The sequence below is a fragment of the Candidatus Photobacterium acropomis genome, assembly GCF_030685555.1.
GTDB lineage: Bacteria > Pseudomonadota > Gammaproteobacteria > Enterobacterales > Vibrionaceae > Photobacterium > Photobacterium lucens.
This window is the reverse complement of sequence record NZ_CP131609.1, coordinates 3,051,943-3,070,043: the sequence shown is the minus strand read 5'-3', so window position 1 is coordinate 3,070,043 and position 18,101 is coordinate 3,051,943. Positions and strand designations below refer to the sequence as shown.

The following is an 18,101-nucleotide window of genomic DNA, read 5'->3' as shown; positions in this document are numbered from 1 at the left end:
CTTAATCATAACGTTTATATGAGAGAGGGTAAAAAAAGATAAAGAATAAAGATTAAAAAATGACACAAAACTAATAAAAAAGCGCCGACCTAAGTCGACGCTTCATCTGTTCTACTTTAATCGCAAGGATTAGAAGTCGTAACGTGCACCTAGAACGAATTGGTCAGATGCTGCAACTTTACCTACTTCGTTCTTATCAAGCATGTTGAATGTGTAAGAAGCGTAAGTACGGAAGTTGCTGTTGAAGTAGTAAGTACCGTCAACAGATACAGCGTTTGCTAGCTCATCATATACGTTGTGAGCTTTTTCATCTTTCATGAAGCCGTAAGTAGTTGTGAATACTGCTTTACCAGCTGTGTACGCTGCAGCGAATTCGTAACCTTGAGTATCTGTTACTTTGTCAGTTACAAGGTTTTGACCATCGCGACGACCGTACTTGTATAGACCACCGAAGTATAGGTCACCAACTGTGTAAGATGCTACTGCGAAAGTCTGCTCAGAACGTGCTTTGTGAGTGTTAACACCGTTTTGATCGCGTTGTTCGCCGTAACCAAGACCTAGAGCTAGACCTGTGTCAGCAACGTTGTACTTAGCTGCTGTTGAGAAGCCGTGAACGTCTGTCTTATTGCCATTCTTATCGTAGTCAGCACCAGCGAATACGTAGTTAGCTTTGAATGTTAGATCACCGAAAGTACCTGCGTATGCTAGGTTGTTAGTTGTGCGGTCAGCTACTGCTAGCTTAGTACCACCAACAACAGAACCTGCGTATGCCATGATATCAGTGAAATCAGTTAGCATACCTAGAGAGCCGTCAGCTTTACCGTAAACAATTTGGCCGTATTGGTCGCTGTTTACACCAGCGTACATGTAACGGTTTTCGTCGTTAGAGTTGTCGTCTTTGAACTCGCGCTCGAAGAAACCAATACCTTGAACGCCATCAGCGATTTGTGTTTTCGCATCGATGTTTACACGCACACGTGAAATGTCAGTTACTTCGTTATCAGTTGTTTGTAGTTTAGCTGGTACATTTTCGTTGTCAGCTTGTTCTGAAAGAAGAGCACGCGCTTCTACACGACCGCCGATAGCAAGAGAAGATGAGTCATCTGAGTAAACTTGTGCTGCTGATGCTGCGCCAGATAGAGTTGCTGCTGCTACTGCTAAAGCAATAAGGTGCTTGTTCATTGCCGAATCCTTTTTAAAATTTTTATGTGTTGCATTTCTATGCCAAATGCATGCTGTTCTTTTTACTTGTGTCTGTCGGTTTATGTTAGTAAAAAAAACTGAAAAATACCTCATGAGTATTCGTTTTTTTGTTTTTTTAGTTTTTATATTGTTATTATTCAATGTGTTAGTTAAATCACTAAAAGTTCTCGATAGGTTTTAAGTTTTAGTTGTATTTAGATAATAGCGTCAAAAAGTGCGTGTGAATATTTGTATAAATGTTGTTGAATTGTGATGCTATAGCTTTTGTGAATAAGAAAATAATGCTAAGGCTATTACCTATATTTGTGGTGAATAATTTGGTGTTACTAACCTTTTTATTGCTTAACGGTATGAAACAAATGGTCTGTTATTTGTGCTCTATTGCAAAATGCTAATATCAGATTCAGCTTGATAATGACGTAACAATGATGATCTCTGCGCCATCTTTGTTTAAAATGATCCTAATCGTTTATATATACCGTTAGTCCAACTTTTGTTGGACTAACTTTTTTATTACCTGAAATTGGCGTTCGCTATCAGGTTATTGAGGTAATTTATTTATGGAAAAAGTGCCAATGACTGTACGTGGCGAGCAAAAGCTACGTAGTGAACTTGATGTGTTGTTAAAGCGTCGCCCTCTGATTTCACAGGCGATTGCTGAAGCTCGTGAGCTTGGTGACTTAAAAGAAAATGCGGAATACCATGCTGCGCGTGAAGAGCAAGGTATTTGTGAAGCGCAAATTCGTGATATTGAATACAAATTGTCTGTAGCTCAAATTATTGATGTAACAACAATGCCAAATACTGGCAAAGTGATTTTTGGTACTACAATTACACTATTGGACTTAGATACAGACAAAGAAGTGACGTATTGCATTGTGGGTGATGATGAAGCCGATATTAAGCAAAACTTAATTTCAGTTAACTCACCAATTGCACGTGGCTTGATTGGTAAAATGGAAGGTGATGAAGTTGCTATTTCAACGCCGGGTGGTCAGAAAGAATTTGAAATTTTAGAAGTGCAATACATCTAAGGCTTCAAACTTATTTTGATGTTGTGTTTATCAATGAAACCGATGATTAAAATAGGTATCACCGATTAGCTATGAGTCAAATATTTTGTCTTAATAGCTAATACAAAAAAGGCCGCTAGGCGGCCTTTTTTATTTGCGAGGAAGCTCGATTTTGCGATCTTCGCTTTGGCGGTAAAGAACCAGTGTTTTACCGATAACCTGCACTTTTTCAGCTTTAGTTTCGCGAACAATAGCATCGACGATTAAAACTTTAGTTTCACGTTCTTCAGAAGCAACCTTAACTTTGATCAATTCATGATGGTTAAGTGCAATTTCAATTTCTGCTAAAACAGCTTCAGTTAGGCCGTTTGCACCCATAAGAACAACAGGTTTTAGGTTGTGAGCAAGACCTTTTAGGAATTGCTTTTGTTTGGTGCTTAGATTCATGATGACTCTATTTTTTTGGTTACTAGGGTTGAAAACGTGACATTCTACCGCCATCTAGACTAGAAGACTAATTTGTTTGCGTTATGGCAGCATGAAAATTTGCGGTGTTTGAGTTGTACTGCACATTTTAATTGTAGATTTTAATGAATTAGATGCGATAAAGCCTTTGGCAGACGTATACTTAACAAGTATCTCAACTCATTAGGTTAGGCATGAGTAGAAAAAAACAATCCGGCAGTTCTGGCCGTTGGCTGAAAGAGCACTTTGATGATAAATACGTTTTAGAAGCCCAAAAACGTGGTTATCGTTCTCGCGCTTTCTTTAAAATTGAAGAAATTCAGAACAAAGATAAATTATTAAAACCGGGCATGACAGTGGTTGACCTTGGTGCTGCACCAGGTGGTTGGTCACAATATGCGGCAGAAGTTGTAGGTGATGAAGGACAGGTCATTGCTTGTGATATTTTGCCAATGGATTCACTTCCAGGTGTTAGTTTCCTGCAGGGTGATTTCCGTGAAGAGGCAGTATTAGAGGCTCTATTAGCACGTATTCAACCTGATATGGTTGATGTTGTAATGTCTGATATGGCTCCTAATATGAGTGGTAATCTTGCATCCGACCAACCGAGAGCGATGTACCTTGTTGAGCTAGCACTTGATATGTGTCGACAAGTACTTGCACCGAACGGTAGCTTTGCGGTAAAAGTTTTCCAAGGCGAAGGCTTTGACCAATACTTAGCTGAAGTTCGTAGTATGTTCAAAGTGGTTAAAATTCGTAAACCAGATTCATCGCGAGATCGTTCGCGTGAAGTCTATATTGTGGCTACAGGTTACAAACTGTAGTAATCTACATTCATCTTTTAGTTATCGCGAGGTTAACACCTTGAGTGACATGGCAAAAAACTTGATTTTATGGTTAGTCATTGCCGTTGTTCTTATGTCTGTATTCCAAAGTTTTGGTACTAACAGTGGTAAGGCAAGTGGTCAAGTAGACTATACGACATTTGTCCGTCAAATCGGTCAGGATCAGATAAAGGAAGTGCGATTCAATGATCGTGAAATCACTGTAACCAAACGTGATAATGCGAGCTACGTAACATACTTACCTGTCGCAAATGATCCTAAACTGTTAGACGATTTAATTAACGCTAACGTAGCTGTTGAAGGTACACCACCTGAAGAGCCAAGCTTACTGGCTTCTATCTTCATTTCTTGGTTCCCAATGCTTCTACTTATTGGTGTTTGGATTTTCTTTATGCGCCAAATGCAGGGCGGCGGTGGCAAAGGTGCCATGTCGTTCGGCAAGTCTAAAGCGCGTATGATGAGCGAAGACCAAATCAAAACAACATTTGCAGACGTTGCAGGTTGTGATGAGGCGAAAGAAGACGTTAAAGAACTGGTTGATTACCTACGTGATCCAAGCCGTTTCCAAAAGCTAGGTGGTAAAATCCCAACTGGTGTATTAATGGTTGGTCCTCCTGGTACAGGTAAGACATTGCTAGCAAAAGCAATTGCTGGTGAAGCAAAAGTACCGTTCTTTACGATTTCAGGTTCTGACTTCGTTGAAATGTTCGTGGGTGTGGGTGCTTCTCGTGTCCGTGACATGTTCGAACAAGCGAAAAAAGCTGCGCCTTGTATCATTTTTATCGATGAAATCGATGCTGTTGGTCGTCAACGTGGTGCTGGTGTTGGTGGTGGTCACGATGAGCGTGAGCAAACACTTAACCAAATGCTAGTTGAAATGGATGGTTTTGAAGGTAACGAAGGTATCATCGTTATCGCTGCAACCAACCGTCCTGACGTATTAGACCCTGCATTACTTCGTCCAGGTCGTTTTGACCGTCAAGTAGTGGTTGGTTTACCTGATGTACGTGGTCGTGAGCAGATCCTTAAAGTTCACATGCGTAAAGTACCGCTTGATGGTGATGTGAATGCATCGTTAATCGCTCGTGGTACACCGGGCTTCTCTGGTGCTGATTTGGCAAACCTTGTAAACGAAGCGGCATTGTTTGCAGCTCGTGGTAACAAGCGTACAGTTTCAATGGTTGAATTTGAACTAGCGAAAGACAAAATCATGATGGGCGCAGAGCGTAAATCAATGGTTATGTCTGAAGATCAAAAAGAATCAACAGCATACCATGAAGCAGGTCACGCAATTATTGGTCGCTTAGTACCGGATCATGATCCAGTCTACAAAGTGTCAATCATTCCACGTGGTCGTGCGTTAGGTGTGACTATGTATCTACCAGAGCAAGATCGTGTAAGTCATTCACGTGAGTTCTTGGAGTCGATGATTTCTAGCCTTTACGGTGGTCGTCTAGCTGAAGAGCTAATTTACGGTCGCGATAAAGTATCGACAGGTGCATCGAACGATATCGAACGTGCAACAGATATCGCACGTAAGATGGTGACGCAATGGGGTTTCTCTGACAAGCTAGGTCCTTTGCTATACGCAGAAGATGAAGGTGAAGTGTTCCTTGGTCGCTCTGTGACACAAAGTAAACACATGTCAGATGACACTGCGAAGCTTATCGATAATGAAGTGCGTGAAATTATTGATCGTAACTATGCGCGAGCTCGTCAAATCCTTGAAGATAACATGGATATCATGCATGCAATGAAAGATGCATTGATGAAGTATGAGACAATCGATGCAGGTCAGATTGATGACTTGATGGAGCGTAAAGCTGAAATTCGCGCACCGAAAGGTTGGGCGGATGAAGACGATACAATTAAGTCATCAGCGAAAGAAGCACCTGAAACTGAGATTGCGCCTGAAGAGCCGATTGGCGATGGTATCGATGCGTTAACGAAAGAAGACGATACTGATACTAAACCTCAGGCTTAATATCACGCTAAAGAAAAGCCCTGGCCTCGGTCGGGGCTTTTTATTATCTGAATAAAATGGAACGAGAATGCAATTAACCAGTCGTAATAAAACGTTAGATTTATCGACACCGCAAGTGATGGGTATTTTAAATGTAACACCGGATTCTTTTTCAGATGGTGGCAAGTTTAATCGTATTGATCATGCCTTATATCACGTCGAAAGCATGCTTGCTGCGGGTACTGCAATTATTGATATTGGTGGTGAGTCTACCCGTCCAGGTGCTAAAGATGTTGCACTACATGAAGAACTCGAGCGTGTTGTCCCTGTGATTGAAGCCATACGTCAGCGGTTTGATTGCTGGATCTCAATTGATACCAGTAAAGCGGATGTGATGTATGAAGCGGTTAATGCCGGTGCCGATTTAATTAATGACGTTCGCGCATTACAAGAGCCTAATGCATTAATGGTAGCTGCGAATGCTAATGTGCCTATCTGCTTGATGCATATGCAGGGGCAACCGCGTACAATGCAGCATAAACCTAATTACAAAAATCTGCTTGAAGATGTTTCTGTTTTTCTTGATGAACGTATTAAGGCATGTCAAGCGGTTGGTATTGAGCGCCAACAGTTAATTCTCGACCCAGGTTTTGGCTTTGGTAAAACCTTAGAGCATAACTATGAAATGCTTGCTCATCTTGAGCATTTTCATCAGTTGGGCTTACCCGTTCTCGCTGGTATGTCTCGCAAATCAATGATATTTAATCTGTTAGGTAAGCAACCTTCAGAGTGTCTCGCAGGTAGTTTAGCTTGTGCTACTATTGCCGCAATGAAAGGCGCACAAATTATTAGAGTTCATGACGCCAAAGAAACAGTCGAAGTGATGAAAGTCTGTAATATGGTGTTGCAACAATCTAAGTAAAAAGAATTGTGGCTATTAATTAACGAAAAAGTCGCAGTAGTATTCAAAATTGCTAGGAGCAAGATATGACTGAACGTAAGTTCTTTGGTACTGATGGTATCCGTGGTTTCGTTGGTGAATCACCAATTACACCTGACTTTGTAATGAAGCTAGGTTGGGCTGCTGGTCGAGTATTATCGCAAACAGGTACTAAAAAAGTACTTATCGGCAAAGATACACGTATTTCAGGTTATATGTTGGAATCTGCGCTTGAAGCAGGTTTAGCAGCAGCAGGTTTAAAAGCTGCATTTACGGGGCCAATGCCAACACCAGCCGTTGCTTACCTTACTCGCACTTTCCGAGCTGAGGCTGGTATTGTTATTTCTGCTTCTCATAATCCTTATTACGACAATGGTATTAAATTCTTCTCAGCTCAAGGTACTAAATTACCAGATGAGATTGAGCTTGCGATTGAAGCTGAAATGGAAAAGCCGTTAACATGTGTTGAGTCAGCATTATTAGGTAAAGCTTACCGTATTGATGACGCTGCAGGCCGTTACATTGAGTTCTGTAAAGGTACATTCCCAACACACTTAAGCCTAGAAGGTTTTAAAATTGTTGTTGATTGTGCTCACGGCGCAACTTACCACATTGCACCGAAAGTATTTGCAGAGCTTGGTGCTGAAGTGATTGCCATTGGTTGTGAACCGAATGGTGTGAATATCAATGATAAAGTAGGCGCAACAAATGTTGCAGCTCTTCAAGCTAAAGTACTAGAAGAGAAAGCTGACTTTGGTATTGCGCTAGATGGTGATGGCGACCGTGTGATCATGGTTGATGAGCTAGGAAACAAAGTTGATGGTGATCAAATTGCTTACATCATTGCCCGTGATGCTCTACGCCGTGGTGAATTGAAAGGGGGTGTAGTCGGTACCCTAATGACAAATATGGGTATGGAAGTTGCACTGAAAAACTTAGGTATTCCATTTGTGCGCGCTAAAGTTGGCGATCGCTACGTAATGGAAGAGCTTCAAAAGCACGATTGGTTAATTGGTGCAGAAAACTCAGGTCACGTTATTTTGCTAGATAAGGTAACAACAGGTGACGGTATTGTTGCTGGTCTTCAAGTAATGGCATCAATTGTAGCGAGCAAGATGAGCCTAAAAGAGCTGTGTGACGGCATGACGATGTTCCCACAGGTACTGGAAAATGTACGTTTTAAAGGTGAGTCTGATCCACTTCAATCTGAAGCAGTGACTAGTGCAACGAAATTAGTTGAAGAAAAATTAGGTGATAATGGTCGCGTATTATTGCGTAAATCAGGCACCGAGCCACTCATTCGTGTTATGGTTGAAGGTCAAGATGCGGCTGCTGTTCAGCAGTATGCGCTTGATATTGCAAAAGCAGTAAAAGAAAACTGTTAATTTGCAAAATGTGATAAATATATATTTGTCTGTTTTTGAAATATATTTATCGCTTCATGTAGAAGGCAGAGTAGTACGATACTCTGCCTATATTTTTGTGTTCAGTTTGTTTTGGCTAAATGTTGTGCAAGTGATGCTGGTGAAAGCTTTTTTCATTAAATATTGCTTGTCACTACGATAGGGTTTCGCTAGTATGCATTCGCTCCTTGGAATGTGGAGTGCGCTGGCCCTGCCTAGAGCAAAGCTGGCATAGCAATTTAACCATAGGTGGAAGCCATGTACGAAATTCTACTTGTGATTTATCTTGTCGCCGCGCTTGGTGTAATTGGCCTAGTTTTGGTACAGCAAGGTAAAGGCGCAGATATGGGAGCCTCTTTCGGGGCTGGAGCATCAGGCACATTGTTTGGCTCTAGCGGCTCTGGAAACTTTTTAACCCGTATGACAACACTTTTGGCTGCAATTTTCTTTGTGATCAGTCTTGTTCTTGGCAACATGAGTGCTAAGCAAGCAACAGAGGGCAGTGGTTGGGAAAACCTAACAGCACCTGCAACAACACAGCCAGTTGTTGAAAAAACAAATACTGAGAAAGCACCATCACACGATGAGATCCCTCAGTAATTAAAGATTTAGCCGAGATGGTGAAATTGGTAGACACGCTAGCATGAGGTGCTAGTGCCGCAAGGTGTAGGGGTTCAAGTCCCCTTCTCGGCACCATTATACTGGTTACTTGAAATAGTAACGCCCTAACGATATAATTCGTTTGAATTCGGACGCGGGGTGGAGCAGCTTGGTAGCTCGTCGGGCTCATAACCCGAAGGTCGTTGGTTCAAATCCGGCCCCCGCAACCACTTTCCCGAAAATAGACTACTCTTAAATGCGAATGTCTGTTTTCTTACTGAGACAGCAATTTATGCGTCACAGTAATCAGGGTCCAGTAATAAAAAACCCCGTAATTCGGGGTTTTTTATTATCTGAAACATGACCATTCAGGTATCTACTGGGCTTTAATGCCCTTTTTTTGTTTCCAGGGGGGTTGTTTTGACAGCTTTAGAGACACAATTAACCGAAATGCTTGAGCCATCGGTTCTTGCTTTAGGCTATGAACTCGTTGGTTTAGAGTTCATTCGTGCTGGTGAGCACTCCACACTTCGCGTATTTATTGACCATGAAAATGGTATCAATGTAGAAGATTGCGCTGAAGTTAGTCGCCAAATTAGTGCAGTAATGGACGTTGAAGATCCAATTACTGTTGCTTATAACTTGGAAGTATCTTCCCCTGGATTGGAAAGACCACTATTCAAAGCAGCACATTATGAGCAGTTTGTTGGCCATGAAGCTAGCATAGTGCTAAAAATGGCGATGGGTAACCGTCGTAAGTGGAAAGGTGACATTGTCGCTGTAGATGGCGAATTGATCACTCTTAACGTAGATGGCAATGAAGAGTCCTTTGCACTGAGCAATATCTCCAAGGCCAACCTGGTTCCAAAATTCTAACCGCTAAATTGGGGCATTAGAAATGAACAAAGAAATTTTGGCTGTCGTAGAAGCGGTATCCAACGAAAAAGCTGTTCCTCGTGAGCGTATTTTTGAAGCATTAGAAATTGCACTTGCAACAGCGACTAAGAAAAAGCATGAAGCAGAAATCGATGTACGTGTTACGATCGATCGTAAAACAGGTGAGTTCGAAACTTTCCGTCGTTGGAAAGCTGTAGAAGAAGTGACTCAACCTACGCTAGAAATCACGCTAGAAGCTGCGCAGTTTGAAAATCCTGAGCTTGTTGAAGGTGATTACGTAGAAGATGAAATCGAATCAGTAACATTCGATCGCATCACTACGCAAACAGCGAAGCAAGTGATCGTACAAAAAGTACGTGAAGCTGAACGTGCACAAATCGTTGAGCAATTTATCGATAACGAAGGTGAGCTGATCACTGGTATCGTTAAGAAAGTAAACCGTGATGCTGTGATCATCGATCTTGGTAACAATGCAGAAGCTGTTATCCAACGTGATGACCAGTTACCACGTGAAAACTTCCGTCCGGGTGACCGTGTACGTGGTCTACTATACAAAGTTGCGCCAGAAGCGCGTGGCTTCCAGTTATTCATGACACGTTCTAAGCCAGAAATGCTTTCTGAGCTATTCCGTATTGAAGTGCCAGAAATGGGCGAAGAGCTAATTGAGCTAATGGGCGCAGCACGCGATCCTGGTTCTCGTGCAAAAATCGCAGTAAAAACTAACGATAAGCGTATTGACCCAGTGGGTGCGTGTGTTGGTATGCGTGGCGCACGTGTTCAAGCGGTTTCTGGTGAGCTTGGTGGCGAGCGTATTGATATCGTGCTTTGGGATGAGAATCCTGCGCAATACGTTATCAATGCGATGGCACCTGCAGAAGTTGATTCAATCATCGTTGATGAAGATAACCACACGATGGATATCGCTGTGCAAAAAGATAACCTTGCACAAGCAATCGGTCGTAGCGGTCAAAACGTACGTCTAGCATCTCAACTTACTGGTTGGGAACTAAATGTAATGACTGTTGAAGATCTTCAGAAGAAACACCAAGAAGAAGCGAAAGAGTCAATTGAAGTGTTTACTAAGCACCTTGATATTGATGAAGAGTTCGCAACGGTATTGGTTGAAGAAGGTTTCACTACATTAGAAGAAATTGCTTACGTTCCAGTAAGTGAGCTAATGGAAGTTGAAGGTCTTGATGAAGACCTAATTGAACAATTACGTAGTCGTGCAAAAGCTGCATTAACGACACTTGCGCTTGCTAAAGAAGAATCGCTTGACGGTGCTGAGCCAGCTGAAGACCTATTAGGTCTTGAAGGCCTTGAGCGCGAGTTAGCATTTAAACTAGCAGCAAAAGGTATTTGTACGCTTGAGGATCTTGCTGATCAGGGAACTGATGACTTGACCGATATCGAAGGCGTAGACGACGCAAAAGCGGGTGAGCTAATCATGGCTGCACGTAACATTTGCTGGTTCAGCGACGAAGCGTAATCAATATAAAGCAAGGGAGGAGCATTATGTCAGAGGTTACCGTTAAAACATTGGCGGAAGAAATTGGTACGCCAATTGACCGTTTACTTCAGCAATTTTCTGAAGCAGGTATTGCGAAGAAAGCTGATGAAAATGTAAGCCAAACCGAAAAGCAGGCGTTACTAAACCATCTCCAAAAGGAGCATGGAGGTAGCAGCAATACTGACGGAGCTCCAACTCGTCTTACTCTGCAACGCAAGACACGCAGTACGCTTAGCGTGTCTGGTAGCGGTGGCAAGAACAAAAATGTTCAAGTTGAAGTGCGAAAAAAACGCACTTACGTTAAGCGTTCAGCTTTAGAAGAAGAACAACGCGCAGCAGAAGAAGCTGTGAAGCGTGAAGCGGAAGAAGCAGCGAAACGCGAAGCAGATGCAATTGCCCAAAAAGCGGCTGAAGAAGCCGCTAAACGTGAAGCTGAAGAAGCAGCTAAGCGTGCCGCAGAAGAGCAAAGTAAAGCAGCTGAAACTGCAAAACGAGAAGCGGAAGAAAAAGCAAAGCGTGACGCTGAGGAAAAAGCGAAGCGTATCGAACAGGATAAGCGTAAGGCTGAAGAGAAAGCTTTGCGCGCCGTCGCTGACAAACAGGCTAAACTAGATGCTGAGGCACTACAGCGTCGTCTGGAAGAGGAAGCCAAGCGAAAAGCCGAAGAAGAAAGTCAGCGTCAGCTAGAAGAGGCTCGCAAGATGGCAGAAAAGAACCAAAATCAAGGGATTAGCCCTGATCAAAGTATGGAAAAATCTGATTACCATACGACGACATCAACTTACGCACGTGCTGCAGAAGATGAACAAGACCGTAAAGAAGAATCTTCTCGCCGTCGTAAGAAGAAAAAGCCTGCTGCGAAGCAAGATGAACGCGGTGCTCGCGGTGGTCGTAACCAACGTGGTCGCGGTAAGCAACAAGTTAACAAGCCAAGCTCAATGCAGCATGGTTTCGATAAAACAGCGCAAGTTGCTAAGCAAGACGTTGTTATCGGCGAAACAATTGTTGTTTCTGAACTTGCTAACAAGATGTCTGTAAAAGGCGTTGAAGTTATCAAGGTGATGATGAAGATGGGCGCAATGGCGACTATCAACCAAGTTATCGACCAAGAAACAGCTGCACTTGTTGCTGAAGAAATGGGTCACAAAGTTATCCTACGTAAAGAAAACGAGCTTGAAGAAGCGGTACTTTCTGATCGTAACTCAGATGACCTTGCTAAAGTTTCTCGTGCTCCAGTTGTAACAATCATGGGTCACGTTGACCACGGTAAAACGTCAACACTTGACTACATCCGTAAAGCGCACGTTGCTTCAGGTGAAGCTGGTGGTATTACACAGCATATCGGTGCTTACCACGTTGAAACTGAAAACGGCATGATCACTTTCCTTGATACTCCTGGACACGCAGCATTTACTGCAATGCGTGCTCGTGGTGCTCAAGCGACAGATATCGTTGTTCTTGTTGTTGCTGCAGACGATGGCGTAATGCCTCAAACAATCGAAGCGATCCAGCACGCGAAAGCGGCAGGTGTTCCTCTGATTGTTGCTGTGAACAAGATCGATAAAGAAGACGCAAACCCAGACAACGTTAAGAATGAGCTAGCTCAATACGACGTAATCCCTGAAGAGTGGGGCGGTGAGAACATGTTCGTTCACATCTCTGCAAAACAGGGTACAAACATCGATGGTCTTCTAGAAGCAATCCTACTTCAATCAGAAGTGCTTGAGCTAACTGCTGCTGCAGAAGGCATGGCGAAAGGTGTGGTAGTTGAATCTCGTCTTGATAAAGGTCGTGGTCCGGTTGCAACTGTACTAGTTCAAGAAGGTACGCTACGTAAGGGCGACATCGTTCTTTGTGGTCTAGAGTACGGTCGTGTTCGTGCGATGCGTAACGAAATTGGTCAAGAGATCGAAGAAGCAGGTCCATCTATTCCTGTAGAGATCTTAGGTCTTTCAGGCGTACCAGCATCTGGTGACGAAGCGACTGTTGTACGTGATGAGCGTAAAGCACGTGAAGTTGCACTTTACCGTCAAGGTAAATTCCGTGATGTTAAACTTGCTCGCCAGCAGAAAGCGAAACTTGAGAACATGTTCTCTAACATGACTGCAGGTGAAGTTGCAGAGCTAAACGTTGTGCTTAAGGCTGACGTTCAAGGTTCTGTAGAAGCGATTGCAGATTCTCTACGTAAACTTTCAACTGATGAAGTTAAAGTGAACATTGTAGGTTCTGGTGTTGGTGGTATTACTGAAACTGATGCAGTACTTGCAGCAGCGTCTAACGCTATCATTCTTGGTTTCAACGTTCGTGCTGATGCTTCTGCGCGTCGTACTATTGAAACTGAAAACCTAGACTTACGTTACTACTCAATCATCTACCAGCTAATTGATGAAGTTAAAGCTGCGATGGGTGGTATGCTTGCTCCTGAGTTTAAGCAAGAGATCAGCGGTCTTGCAGAAGTTCGTGACGTGTTTAAGTCACCGAAACTAGGTGCAATTGCAGGCTGTTTAGTAACTGAAGGTACTATCAAGCGTAATAACCCTATCCGTGTTCTACGTGATAACGTAGTAATCTACGAAGGTGAGCTTGAGTCACTACGTCGCTTTAAAGATGACGTAAACGAAGTGAAGAACGGCTACGAATGTGGTATCGGCGTTAAGAACTACAACGATGTTCGCGTTGGTGACCAAATCGAAGTTTACGAAATTGTTGAAGTTAAGCGTACTCTTGATTAATCATCAAAGTCGCTAACTATTAAGCAAAATGATTATGGGGAGCTTCGGCTCCCCATTCTTTCAAGAGCCTAATTCTTAGAGAGAGCAAAAAAATGGCAAAAGAATTTAGCCGTACACAGCGTGTAGCTCAGCAGCTACAAAAAGAATTAGCGTTGATCCTACAACGCGAATTAAAAGAGCCTCGTCTAGCAATGACGACTATCTCTAGCGTAGACGTATCTCGTGATATGGGTTACGCAAAGGTATACATCACGTTCCTAACGATTGGTGATCAAACGGAAGAAGAAAGCCTAGCTATTCTTCGTGAAAAAGCACCATACATTCGCTCACTATTGGGTAAGCAAATTCGTCTACGTGTAACACCAGAGCTGAACTTTATTTTCGATCAGTCTCTAACTGAAGGTATGCGTATTTCAAACCTTGTGACCAATGCAGTACGTTCTGACGAAGAGCGTCGTGGTGACGAAGACGAAGCGAAAGACGAGGAATAAGCATGGCACGTCGTCGTAAAGGTCGTCCGATTAACGGTGTGATTTTAGTCGATAAACCGACAGGCATTAGCTCAAACGATACGCTGCAAAAAGTAAAGCGTATCTTCTTTGCACAAAAGGCGGGCCATACCGGTGCGCTCGATCCTTTGGCGACGGGTATGCTGCCGATTTGTTTTGGTGAAGCGACTAAGTTCTCACAGTTCTTATTGGATTCAGATAAACGCTACCGTGTGATCGCAAAACTCGGTGAGCGTACTGATACCTCTGACTCTGATGGTGAAGTGGTTGAAACACGCGAAGTGAAAGTGGATCGAGGTCAACTTGAGCGTTGTATTGCGAAATTCCGTGGTACAACAGATCAAATTCCATCGATGTACTCTGCACTGAAGTACCAAGGTCGTAAGCTTTACGAATATGCTCGTGAAGGTGTTGAAGTTCCTCGTGAGTCTCGTAAAATCACCGTTTACTCTGTTGATTTACTGCGTTTTGAAAATAATGAAGTGGAAATGGAGCTTCATGTTTCAAAAGGTACTTACATTCGCACCATCGTTGATGATCTTGGCGAAATGCTGGGCTGTGGCGCTCACGTGATCATGCTACGTCGTACAGGAGTCTCGAATTTCCCTTACGAACGTATGGTGACAATTGAGCAACTTCAAGCAATGCTTGATGACGCTAAAGCCAATGATGTAGAGCCGGGAACGGTATTAGATCCATTATTGCTGCCAACAGATACTGCGGTACAAGACTTACCAGAAGTGAATATCCTGCCAGCTATTGCTGTGCATGTGCTTAATGGTAATCCTGTTCAAGCGGGCCGAGTGCCTGCCGAAGGTACGCTAGTGCGTATTACTGTGGGTCAAGAGCGTGAGTTCATCGGTGTTGGTGTGATTGATGCAAAAGGCATGTTGGCACCAAAACGTGTGATGGCGAACGAGCATCAACAAGATTAAGCGCAATTTGAAGTGATAAATCATCGATGGTGACATCAATATGATTTATCGCTCGGTTAATCGCTTAATTATCGCCGTGGTTATTAATTATTCGCTTGTAGTTATCTATATCGACCAGTATAATCCGCGGCTCGGGTGTCGGCTGAATCAGAGATTGGCTGACACAAATTAAAACATCTTTGTATTAGGAATGAGTTATGTCTCTGAATGCAGAAACTAAAGCAGCAATCGTTGCAGAATACGCACAAGGTCAAAACGACACTGGTTCTCCTGAAGTTCAGGTTGCGCTACTAACAGCACAAATCAACCACCTTCAAGGTCACTTTGCTAACCACAAGCACGACCACCACAGCCGTCGCGGTCTTCTACGTATGGTTTCTCGTCGTCGTAAGCTTCTAGACTACCTAAAAGGTAAGAACCTAGATCGTTACCAAGACCTAATCAAGCGTCTAGGCCTACGTCGCTAAGATTGCTTTTTAGAAAGGAGCCTTATGGCTCCTTTCTTTTTGTTTTAAAAAGATAAGACGCCCCGCAGTTTATATTTTTTCCCCTGTTCTTTTCCTCAATTTCGGCTACTATCTGTACCGAAATTAATCTGATGTTTGTTATATGCAGGCTAAAGCTGGAATATAATAGATAAAGATACAAACTGTTTGTTAGTTATCTCATTTTTGTACATCACGAGTCGTTTTCGTCGACCTTTAGGTCGCGGCTAATGAAATGCTTCATTGTTATGAATTATTTCCTTAGTCGCGATACGTGAAATGTCATGAAAGTGGGTATCATCACATGACGCTGTTGTTTGTCTCCGTTATAATTAGCGAGCAAATAGAAAGCGGAATAAATTAAGGAAATTCACGTGAATCCTATCGTAAAGACTTTCCAGTACGGTAACCACACGGTTACTCTTGAGACTGGTGTTATGGCACGTCAAGCGACGGCTGCAGTTATGGTTAGCATGGACGACACATCAGTGTTCGTTTCTGTTGTTGGTAAAAAAACAGCAGTGGAAGGCCAAGACTTCTTCCCACTAACAGTAAACTACCAAGAGCGTACTTACGCTGCAGGTAAAATCCCTGGTGGTTTCTTCAAGCGTGAAGGTCGTCCTTCTGAAGGTGAGACACTGACTGCACGTCTAATTGACCGTCCAATCCGTCCGCTATTCCCTGACGATTTCAAAAACGAAGTTCAAGTTATTGCAACTGTTGTTTCTGTAAACCCAGCAGTAAGCCCTGACATCGTAACTATGATCGGTACGTCTGCGGCTCTTGCAATCTCTGGTATCCCATTCAATGGTCCTATCGGTGCTGCACGTGTTGGTTACATCAACGATCAATTCGTACTAAACCCAAGCAATGTTGAGCTAGAAGAAAGCCGTCTAGATCTTGTTGTTGCTGGTACTGAAGCTGCTGTTCTTATGGTTGAGTCAGAAGCTGACCGTCTAACAGAAGAGCAAATGCTACAAGCTGTTGTATTTGGCCACGACCAACAACAAACTGTGATCAAAGCAATTAACGAGTTTGCAGCTGAAGTTGCTACTCCTGCTTGGGATTGGGTTGCACCAGCTGAGAACACTGCACTTAAGAACAAGATCGCAGAACTTGCTGAAGCTAAGCTTGTTGAAGCTTACCAAATCACAGAAAAGATGGCGCGTTACGATCGCATCCACGAGATCGCTGATGAAGTTAACGAAGTGCTACTTGCTGAAGATGTTGAAGCAAACACGAAAGAAATTCACACTATCTTCCACGATCTAGAGAAAACAGTAGTGCGTCGCAGCATCATCGCTGGTAACCCACGTATCGATGGTCGTGAAAAAGACATGGTTCGTGCGCTAGACGTACGTACAGGTGTACTTCCACGTACTCACGGTTCATCTCTATTTACTCGTGGTGAGACTCAGGCACTTGTTACTGCAACGCTTGGTACTCAACGTGACGCACAAATCATTGATGAGCTAACGGGTGAGAAGAAAGATTACTTCCTACTACACTACAACTTCCCTCCATACTGTGTAGGTGAGACTGGTTTTGTAGGTTCACCTAAGCGTCGTGAAATTGGTCACGGTAAGCTTGCTAAGCGTGGTATTGCTGCGGTAATGCCATCAATTGATGAATTCCCATACACAGTACGTGTAGTATCAGAAATCACTGAATCTAACGGTTCATCTTCAATGGCTTCTGTATGTGGTACGTCTCTAGCGCTTATGGACGCTGGTGTGCCAATCAAAGCATCTGTTGCGGGTATCGCAATGGGTCTTGTTAAAGAAGGCGATGATTTCGTTGTTCTTTCTGACATCCTTGGTGACGAAGACCACCTAGGTGATATGGACTTTAAAGTAGCGGGTACTGAAGACGGTATCACAGCACTTCAAATGGACATCAAGATCGAAGGTATCACGAAAGAAATCATGCAGATTGCACTTAACCAAGCAAAAGGTGCGCGTAAGCACATCCTTAGCGTAATGGATAATGCAATCAACACACCTCGTGAAGATATTTCTGAGTTTGCTCCTCGTATTCATACTATGAAGATCAACCCAGAGAAGATCAAAGATGTAATCGGTAAAGGTGGTGCTGTGATCCGTGCACTTACTGAAGAAACTGGTACTACAATTGAGATCGAAGATGATGGTACAGTGAAGATCGCTGCGACTGAAGGTACAGCTGCGAAAGAAGCTATCCGTCGTATCGAAGAAATCACAGCTGACGTTGAAGTAGGCCGTATCTACACTGGTAAAGTAATGCGTATCGTAGATTTCGGTGCATTCGTATCAGTAATTGGCACGAAAGAAGGTCTAGTACACATTTCTCAAATCTCACAAGATCGTGTAGAGAAAGTGTCTGATTACCTACAAATGGGTCAAGAAGTTAAAGTTAAAGTGCTAGAAATCGACCGTCAAGGCCGTATCCGTCTAAGCATGAAAGAAGCTGTAGAAACTCCTGCAGCGGAAGCGCCAGCACAAAACGAACAACCTCAAGGTTAAGTTTTTTGCTAAAAGCATGATATAAAGGGGCTTCTTAGCCCCTTTTTTGTTATCTGTAAGATATCATGTGTGGGTTCTATGAAATTGAATGATGAAAATA

The 18,101-nt window shown here is 43.0% G+C and carries 15 protein-coding genes and 2 tRNA genes; 15 read left to right on the top strand and 2 right to left on the bottom strand.

Features of this window, described 5'->3' with window-relative positions:
* Nucleotides 1-129: 129 nt before the first annotated feature.
* Nucleotides 130-1,182 (bottom strand): porin, encoded by a 1,053-nt coding sequence (locus Q7657_RS20785; RefSeq protein ID WP_053987912.1) that lies wholly within the window; start codon nucleotides 1,180-1,182, stop codon nucleotides 130-132.
* Between the two features lie 581 nt (nucleotides 1,183-1,763).
* Between Q7657_RS20785 and greA the strand changes: the two genes are divergently transcribed.
* On the top strand, nucleotides 1,764-2,237 hold the full coding sequence (greA, locus tag Q7657_RS20780; protein WP_008988423.1) for a transcription elongation factor GreA: 474 nt from the start codon (nucleotides 1,764-1,766) through the stop codon (nucleotides 2,235-2,237).
* Between the two features lie 129 nt (nucleotides 2,238-2,366).
* On the opposite strand, the gene yhbY is transcribed toward greA, so the two are convergent.
* The gene (yhbY, locus tag Q7657_RS20775) at nucleotides 2,367-2,663 is read right to left on the bottom strand and encodes a ribosome assembly RNA-binding protein YhbY (protein ID WP_008988422.1); all 297 of its coding nucleotides are present in this window, start codon (nucleotides 2,661-2,663) and stop codon (nucleotides 2,367-2,369) included.
* 212 nt (nucleotides 2,664-2,875) lie between these two features.
* Here yhbY and rlmE point away from each other — a divergent pair, with 212 nt between their 5' ends.
* From rlmE to pnp, 14 genes are all read left to right on the top strand, one after another.
* The gene (rlmE, locus tag Q7657_RS20770) at nucleotides 2,876-3,505 is read left to right on the top strand and encodes a 23S rRNA (uridine(2552)-2'-O)-methyltransferase RlmE (protein ID WP_053987911.1); all 630 of its coding nucleotides are present in this window, start codon (nucleotides 2,876-2,878) and stop codon (nucleotides 3,503-3,505) included.
* 49 nt (nucleotides 3,506-3,554) lie between these two features.
* The gene (ftsH, locus tag Q7657_RS20765) at nucleotides 3,555-5,510 is read left to right on the top strand and encodes an ATP-dependent zinc metalloprotease FtsH (protein ID WP_053987910.1); all 1,956 of its coding nucleotides are present in this window, start codon (nucleotides 3,555-3,557) and stop codon (nucleotides 5,508-5,510) included.
* A 67-nt stretch (nucleotides 5,511-5,577) separates the two neighbouring features.
* Complete coding sequence (gene folP, locus Q7657_RS20760) at nucleotides 5,578-6,411, top strand: dihydropteroate synthase (protein WP_107166819.1); 834 nt, start codon at nucleotides 5,578-5,580, stop codon at nucleotides 6,409-6,411.
* Nucleotides 6,412-6,476: 65 nt separating this feature from the next.
* Nucleotides 6,477-7,814: a phosphoglucosamine mutase gene (glmM, locus tag Q7657_RS20755; protein WP_107166818.1), complete on the top strand. Its 1,338-nt coding sequence runs from the start codon at nucleotides 6,477-6,479 to the stop codon at nucleotides 7,812-7,814.
* A gap of 276 nt (nucleotides 7,815-8,090) precedes the next feature.
* Complete coding sequence (gene secG / locus Q7657_RS20750; RefSeq protein ID WP_008988417.1) at nucleotides 8,091-8,432, top strand: preprotein translocase subunit SecG; 342 nt, start codon at nucleotides 8,091-8,093, stop codon at nucleotides 8,430-8,432.
* Between the two features lie 11 nt (nucleotides 8,433-8,443).
* Nucleotides 8,444-8,528: transfer RNA gene (locus Q7657_RS20745), tRNA-Leu, on the top strand.
* Between the two features lie 57 nt (nucleotides 8,529-8,585).
* Nucleotides 8,586-8,662 (top strand) — tRNA-Met (locus Q7657_RS20740).
* Between the two features lie 190 nt (nucleotides 8,663-8,852).
* Nucleotides 8,853-9,308: a ribosome maturation factor RimP gene (gene rimP / locus Q7657_RS20735; RefSeq protein WP_053987907.1), complete on the top strand. Its 456-nt coding sequence runs from the start codon at nucleotides 8,853-8,855 to the stop codon at nucleotides 9,306-9,308.
* A gap of 22 nt (nucleotides 9,309-9,330) precedes the next feature.
* Nucleotides 9,331-10,818, top strand: a complete 1,488-nt coding sequence (nusA, locus tag Q7657_RS20730; protein ID WP_008988415.1) for a transcription termination factor NusA — start codon at nucleotides 9,331-9,333, stop codon at nucleotides 10,816-10,818.
* Between the two features lie 26 nt (nucleotides 10,819-10,844).
* Nucleotides 10,845-13,571 (top strand): translation initiation factor IF-2, encoded by a 2,727-nt coding sequence (gene infB, locus Q7657_RS20725; RefSeq protein ID WP_107166817.1) that lies wholly within the window; start codon nucleotides 10,845-10,847, stop codon nucleotides 13,569-13,571.
* A 92-nt stretch (nucleotides 13,572-13,663) separates the two neighbouring features.
* A complete protein-coding gene (gene rbfA / locus Q7657_RS20720; RefSeq protein WP_008988413.1) occupies nucleotides 13,664-14,062 on the top strand; it encodes a 30S ribosome-binding factor RbfA in 399 nt (132 codons plus the stop codon).
* A gap of 2 nt (nucleotides 14,063-14,064) precedes the next feature.
* On the top strand, nucleotides 14,065-15,015 hold the full coding sequence (truB, locus tag Q7657_RS20715; RefSeq protein WP_107166816.1) for a tRNA pseudouridine(55) synthase TruB: 951 nt from the start codon (nucleotides 14,065-14,067) through the stop codon (nucleotides 15,013-15,015).
* A 197-nt stretch (nucleotides 15,016-15,212) separates the two neighbouring features.
* Nucleotides 15,213-15,482, top strand: a complete 270-nt coding sequence (gene rpsO / locus Q7657_RS20710) for a 30S ribosomal protein S15 (protein WP_005301136.1) — start codon at nucleotides 15,213-15,215, stop codon at nucleotides 15,480-15,482.
* A 392-nt stretch (nucleotides 15,483-15,874) separates the two neighbouring features.
* Nucleotides 15,875-18,001: a polyribonucleotide nucleotidyltransferase gene (pnp, locus tag Q7657_RS20705; protein WP_008988411.1), complete on the top strand. Its 2,127-nt coding sequence runs from the start codon at nucleotides 15,875-15,877 to the stop codon at nucleotides 17,999-18,001.
* Nucleotides 18,002-18,101: the final 100 nt, after the last annotated feature.

What these genes read in the sequence shown, in the direction of transcription:
- Q7657_RS20785 (WP_053987912.1), bottom strand. Translation starts at nt 1,182, where the DNA reads ATGAACAAGCACCTTATTGCTTTAGCAGTAGCAGCAGCAACTCTATCT.
- greA (WP_008988423.1), top strand. Translation starts at nt 1,764, where the DNA reads ATGGAAAAAGTGCCAATGACTGTACGTGGCGAGCAAAAGCTACGTAGT.
- yhbY (WP_008988422.1), bottom strand. Translation starts at nt 2,663, where the DNA reads ATGAATCTAAGCACCAAACAAAAGCAATTCCTAAAAGGTCTTGCTCAC.
- rlmE (WP_053987911.1), top strand. Translation starts at nt 2,876, where the DNA reads ATGAGTAGAAAAAAACAATCCGGCAGTTCTGGCCGTTGGCTGAAAGAG.
- ftsH (WP_053987910.1), top strand. Translation starts at nt 3,555, where the DNA reads ATGGCAAAAAACTTGATTTTATGGTTAGTCATTGCCGTTGTTCTTATG.
- folP (WP_107166819.1), top strand. Translation starts at nt 5,578, where the DNA reads ATGCAATTAACCAGTCGTAATAAAACGTTAGATTTATCGACACCGCAA.
- glmM (WP_107166818.1), top strand. Translation starts at nt 6,477, where the DNA reads ATGACTGAACGTAAGTTCTTTGGTACTGATGGTATCCGTGGTTTCGTT.
- secG (WP_008988417.1), top strand. Translation starts at nt 8,091, where the DNA reads ATGTACGAAATTCTACTTGTGATTTATCTTGTCGCCGCGCTTGGTGTA.
- nusA (WP_008988415.1), top strand. Translation starts at nt 9,331, where the DNA reads ATGAACAAAGAAATTTTGGCTGTCGTAGAAGCGGTATCCAACGAAAAA.
- infB (WP_107166817.1), top strand. Translation starts at nt 10,845, where the DNA reads ATGTCAGAGGTTACCGTTAAAACATTGGCGGAAGAAATTGGTACGCCA.
- rbfA (WP_008988413.1), top strand. Translation starts at nt 13,664, where the DNA reads ATGGCAAAAGAATTTAGCCGTACACAGCGTGTAGCTCAGCAGCTACAA.
- truB (WP_107166816.1), top strand. Translation starts at nt 14,065, where the DNA reads ATGGCACGTCGTCGTAAAGGTCGTCCGATTAACGGTGTGATTTTAGTC.
- rpsO (WP_005301136.1), top strand. Translation starts at nt 15,213, where the DNA reads ATGTCTCTGAATGCAGAAACTAAAGCAGCAATCGTTGCAGAATACGCA.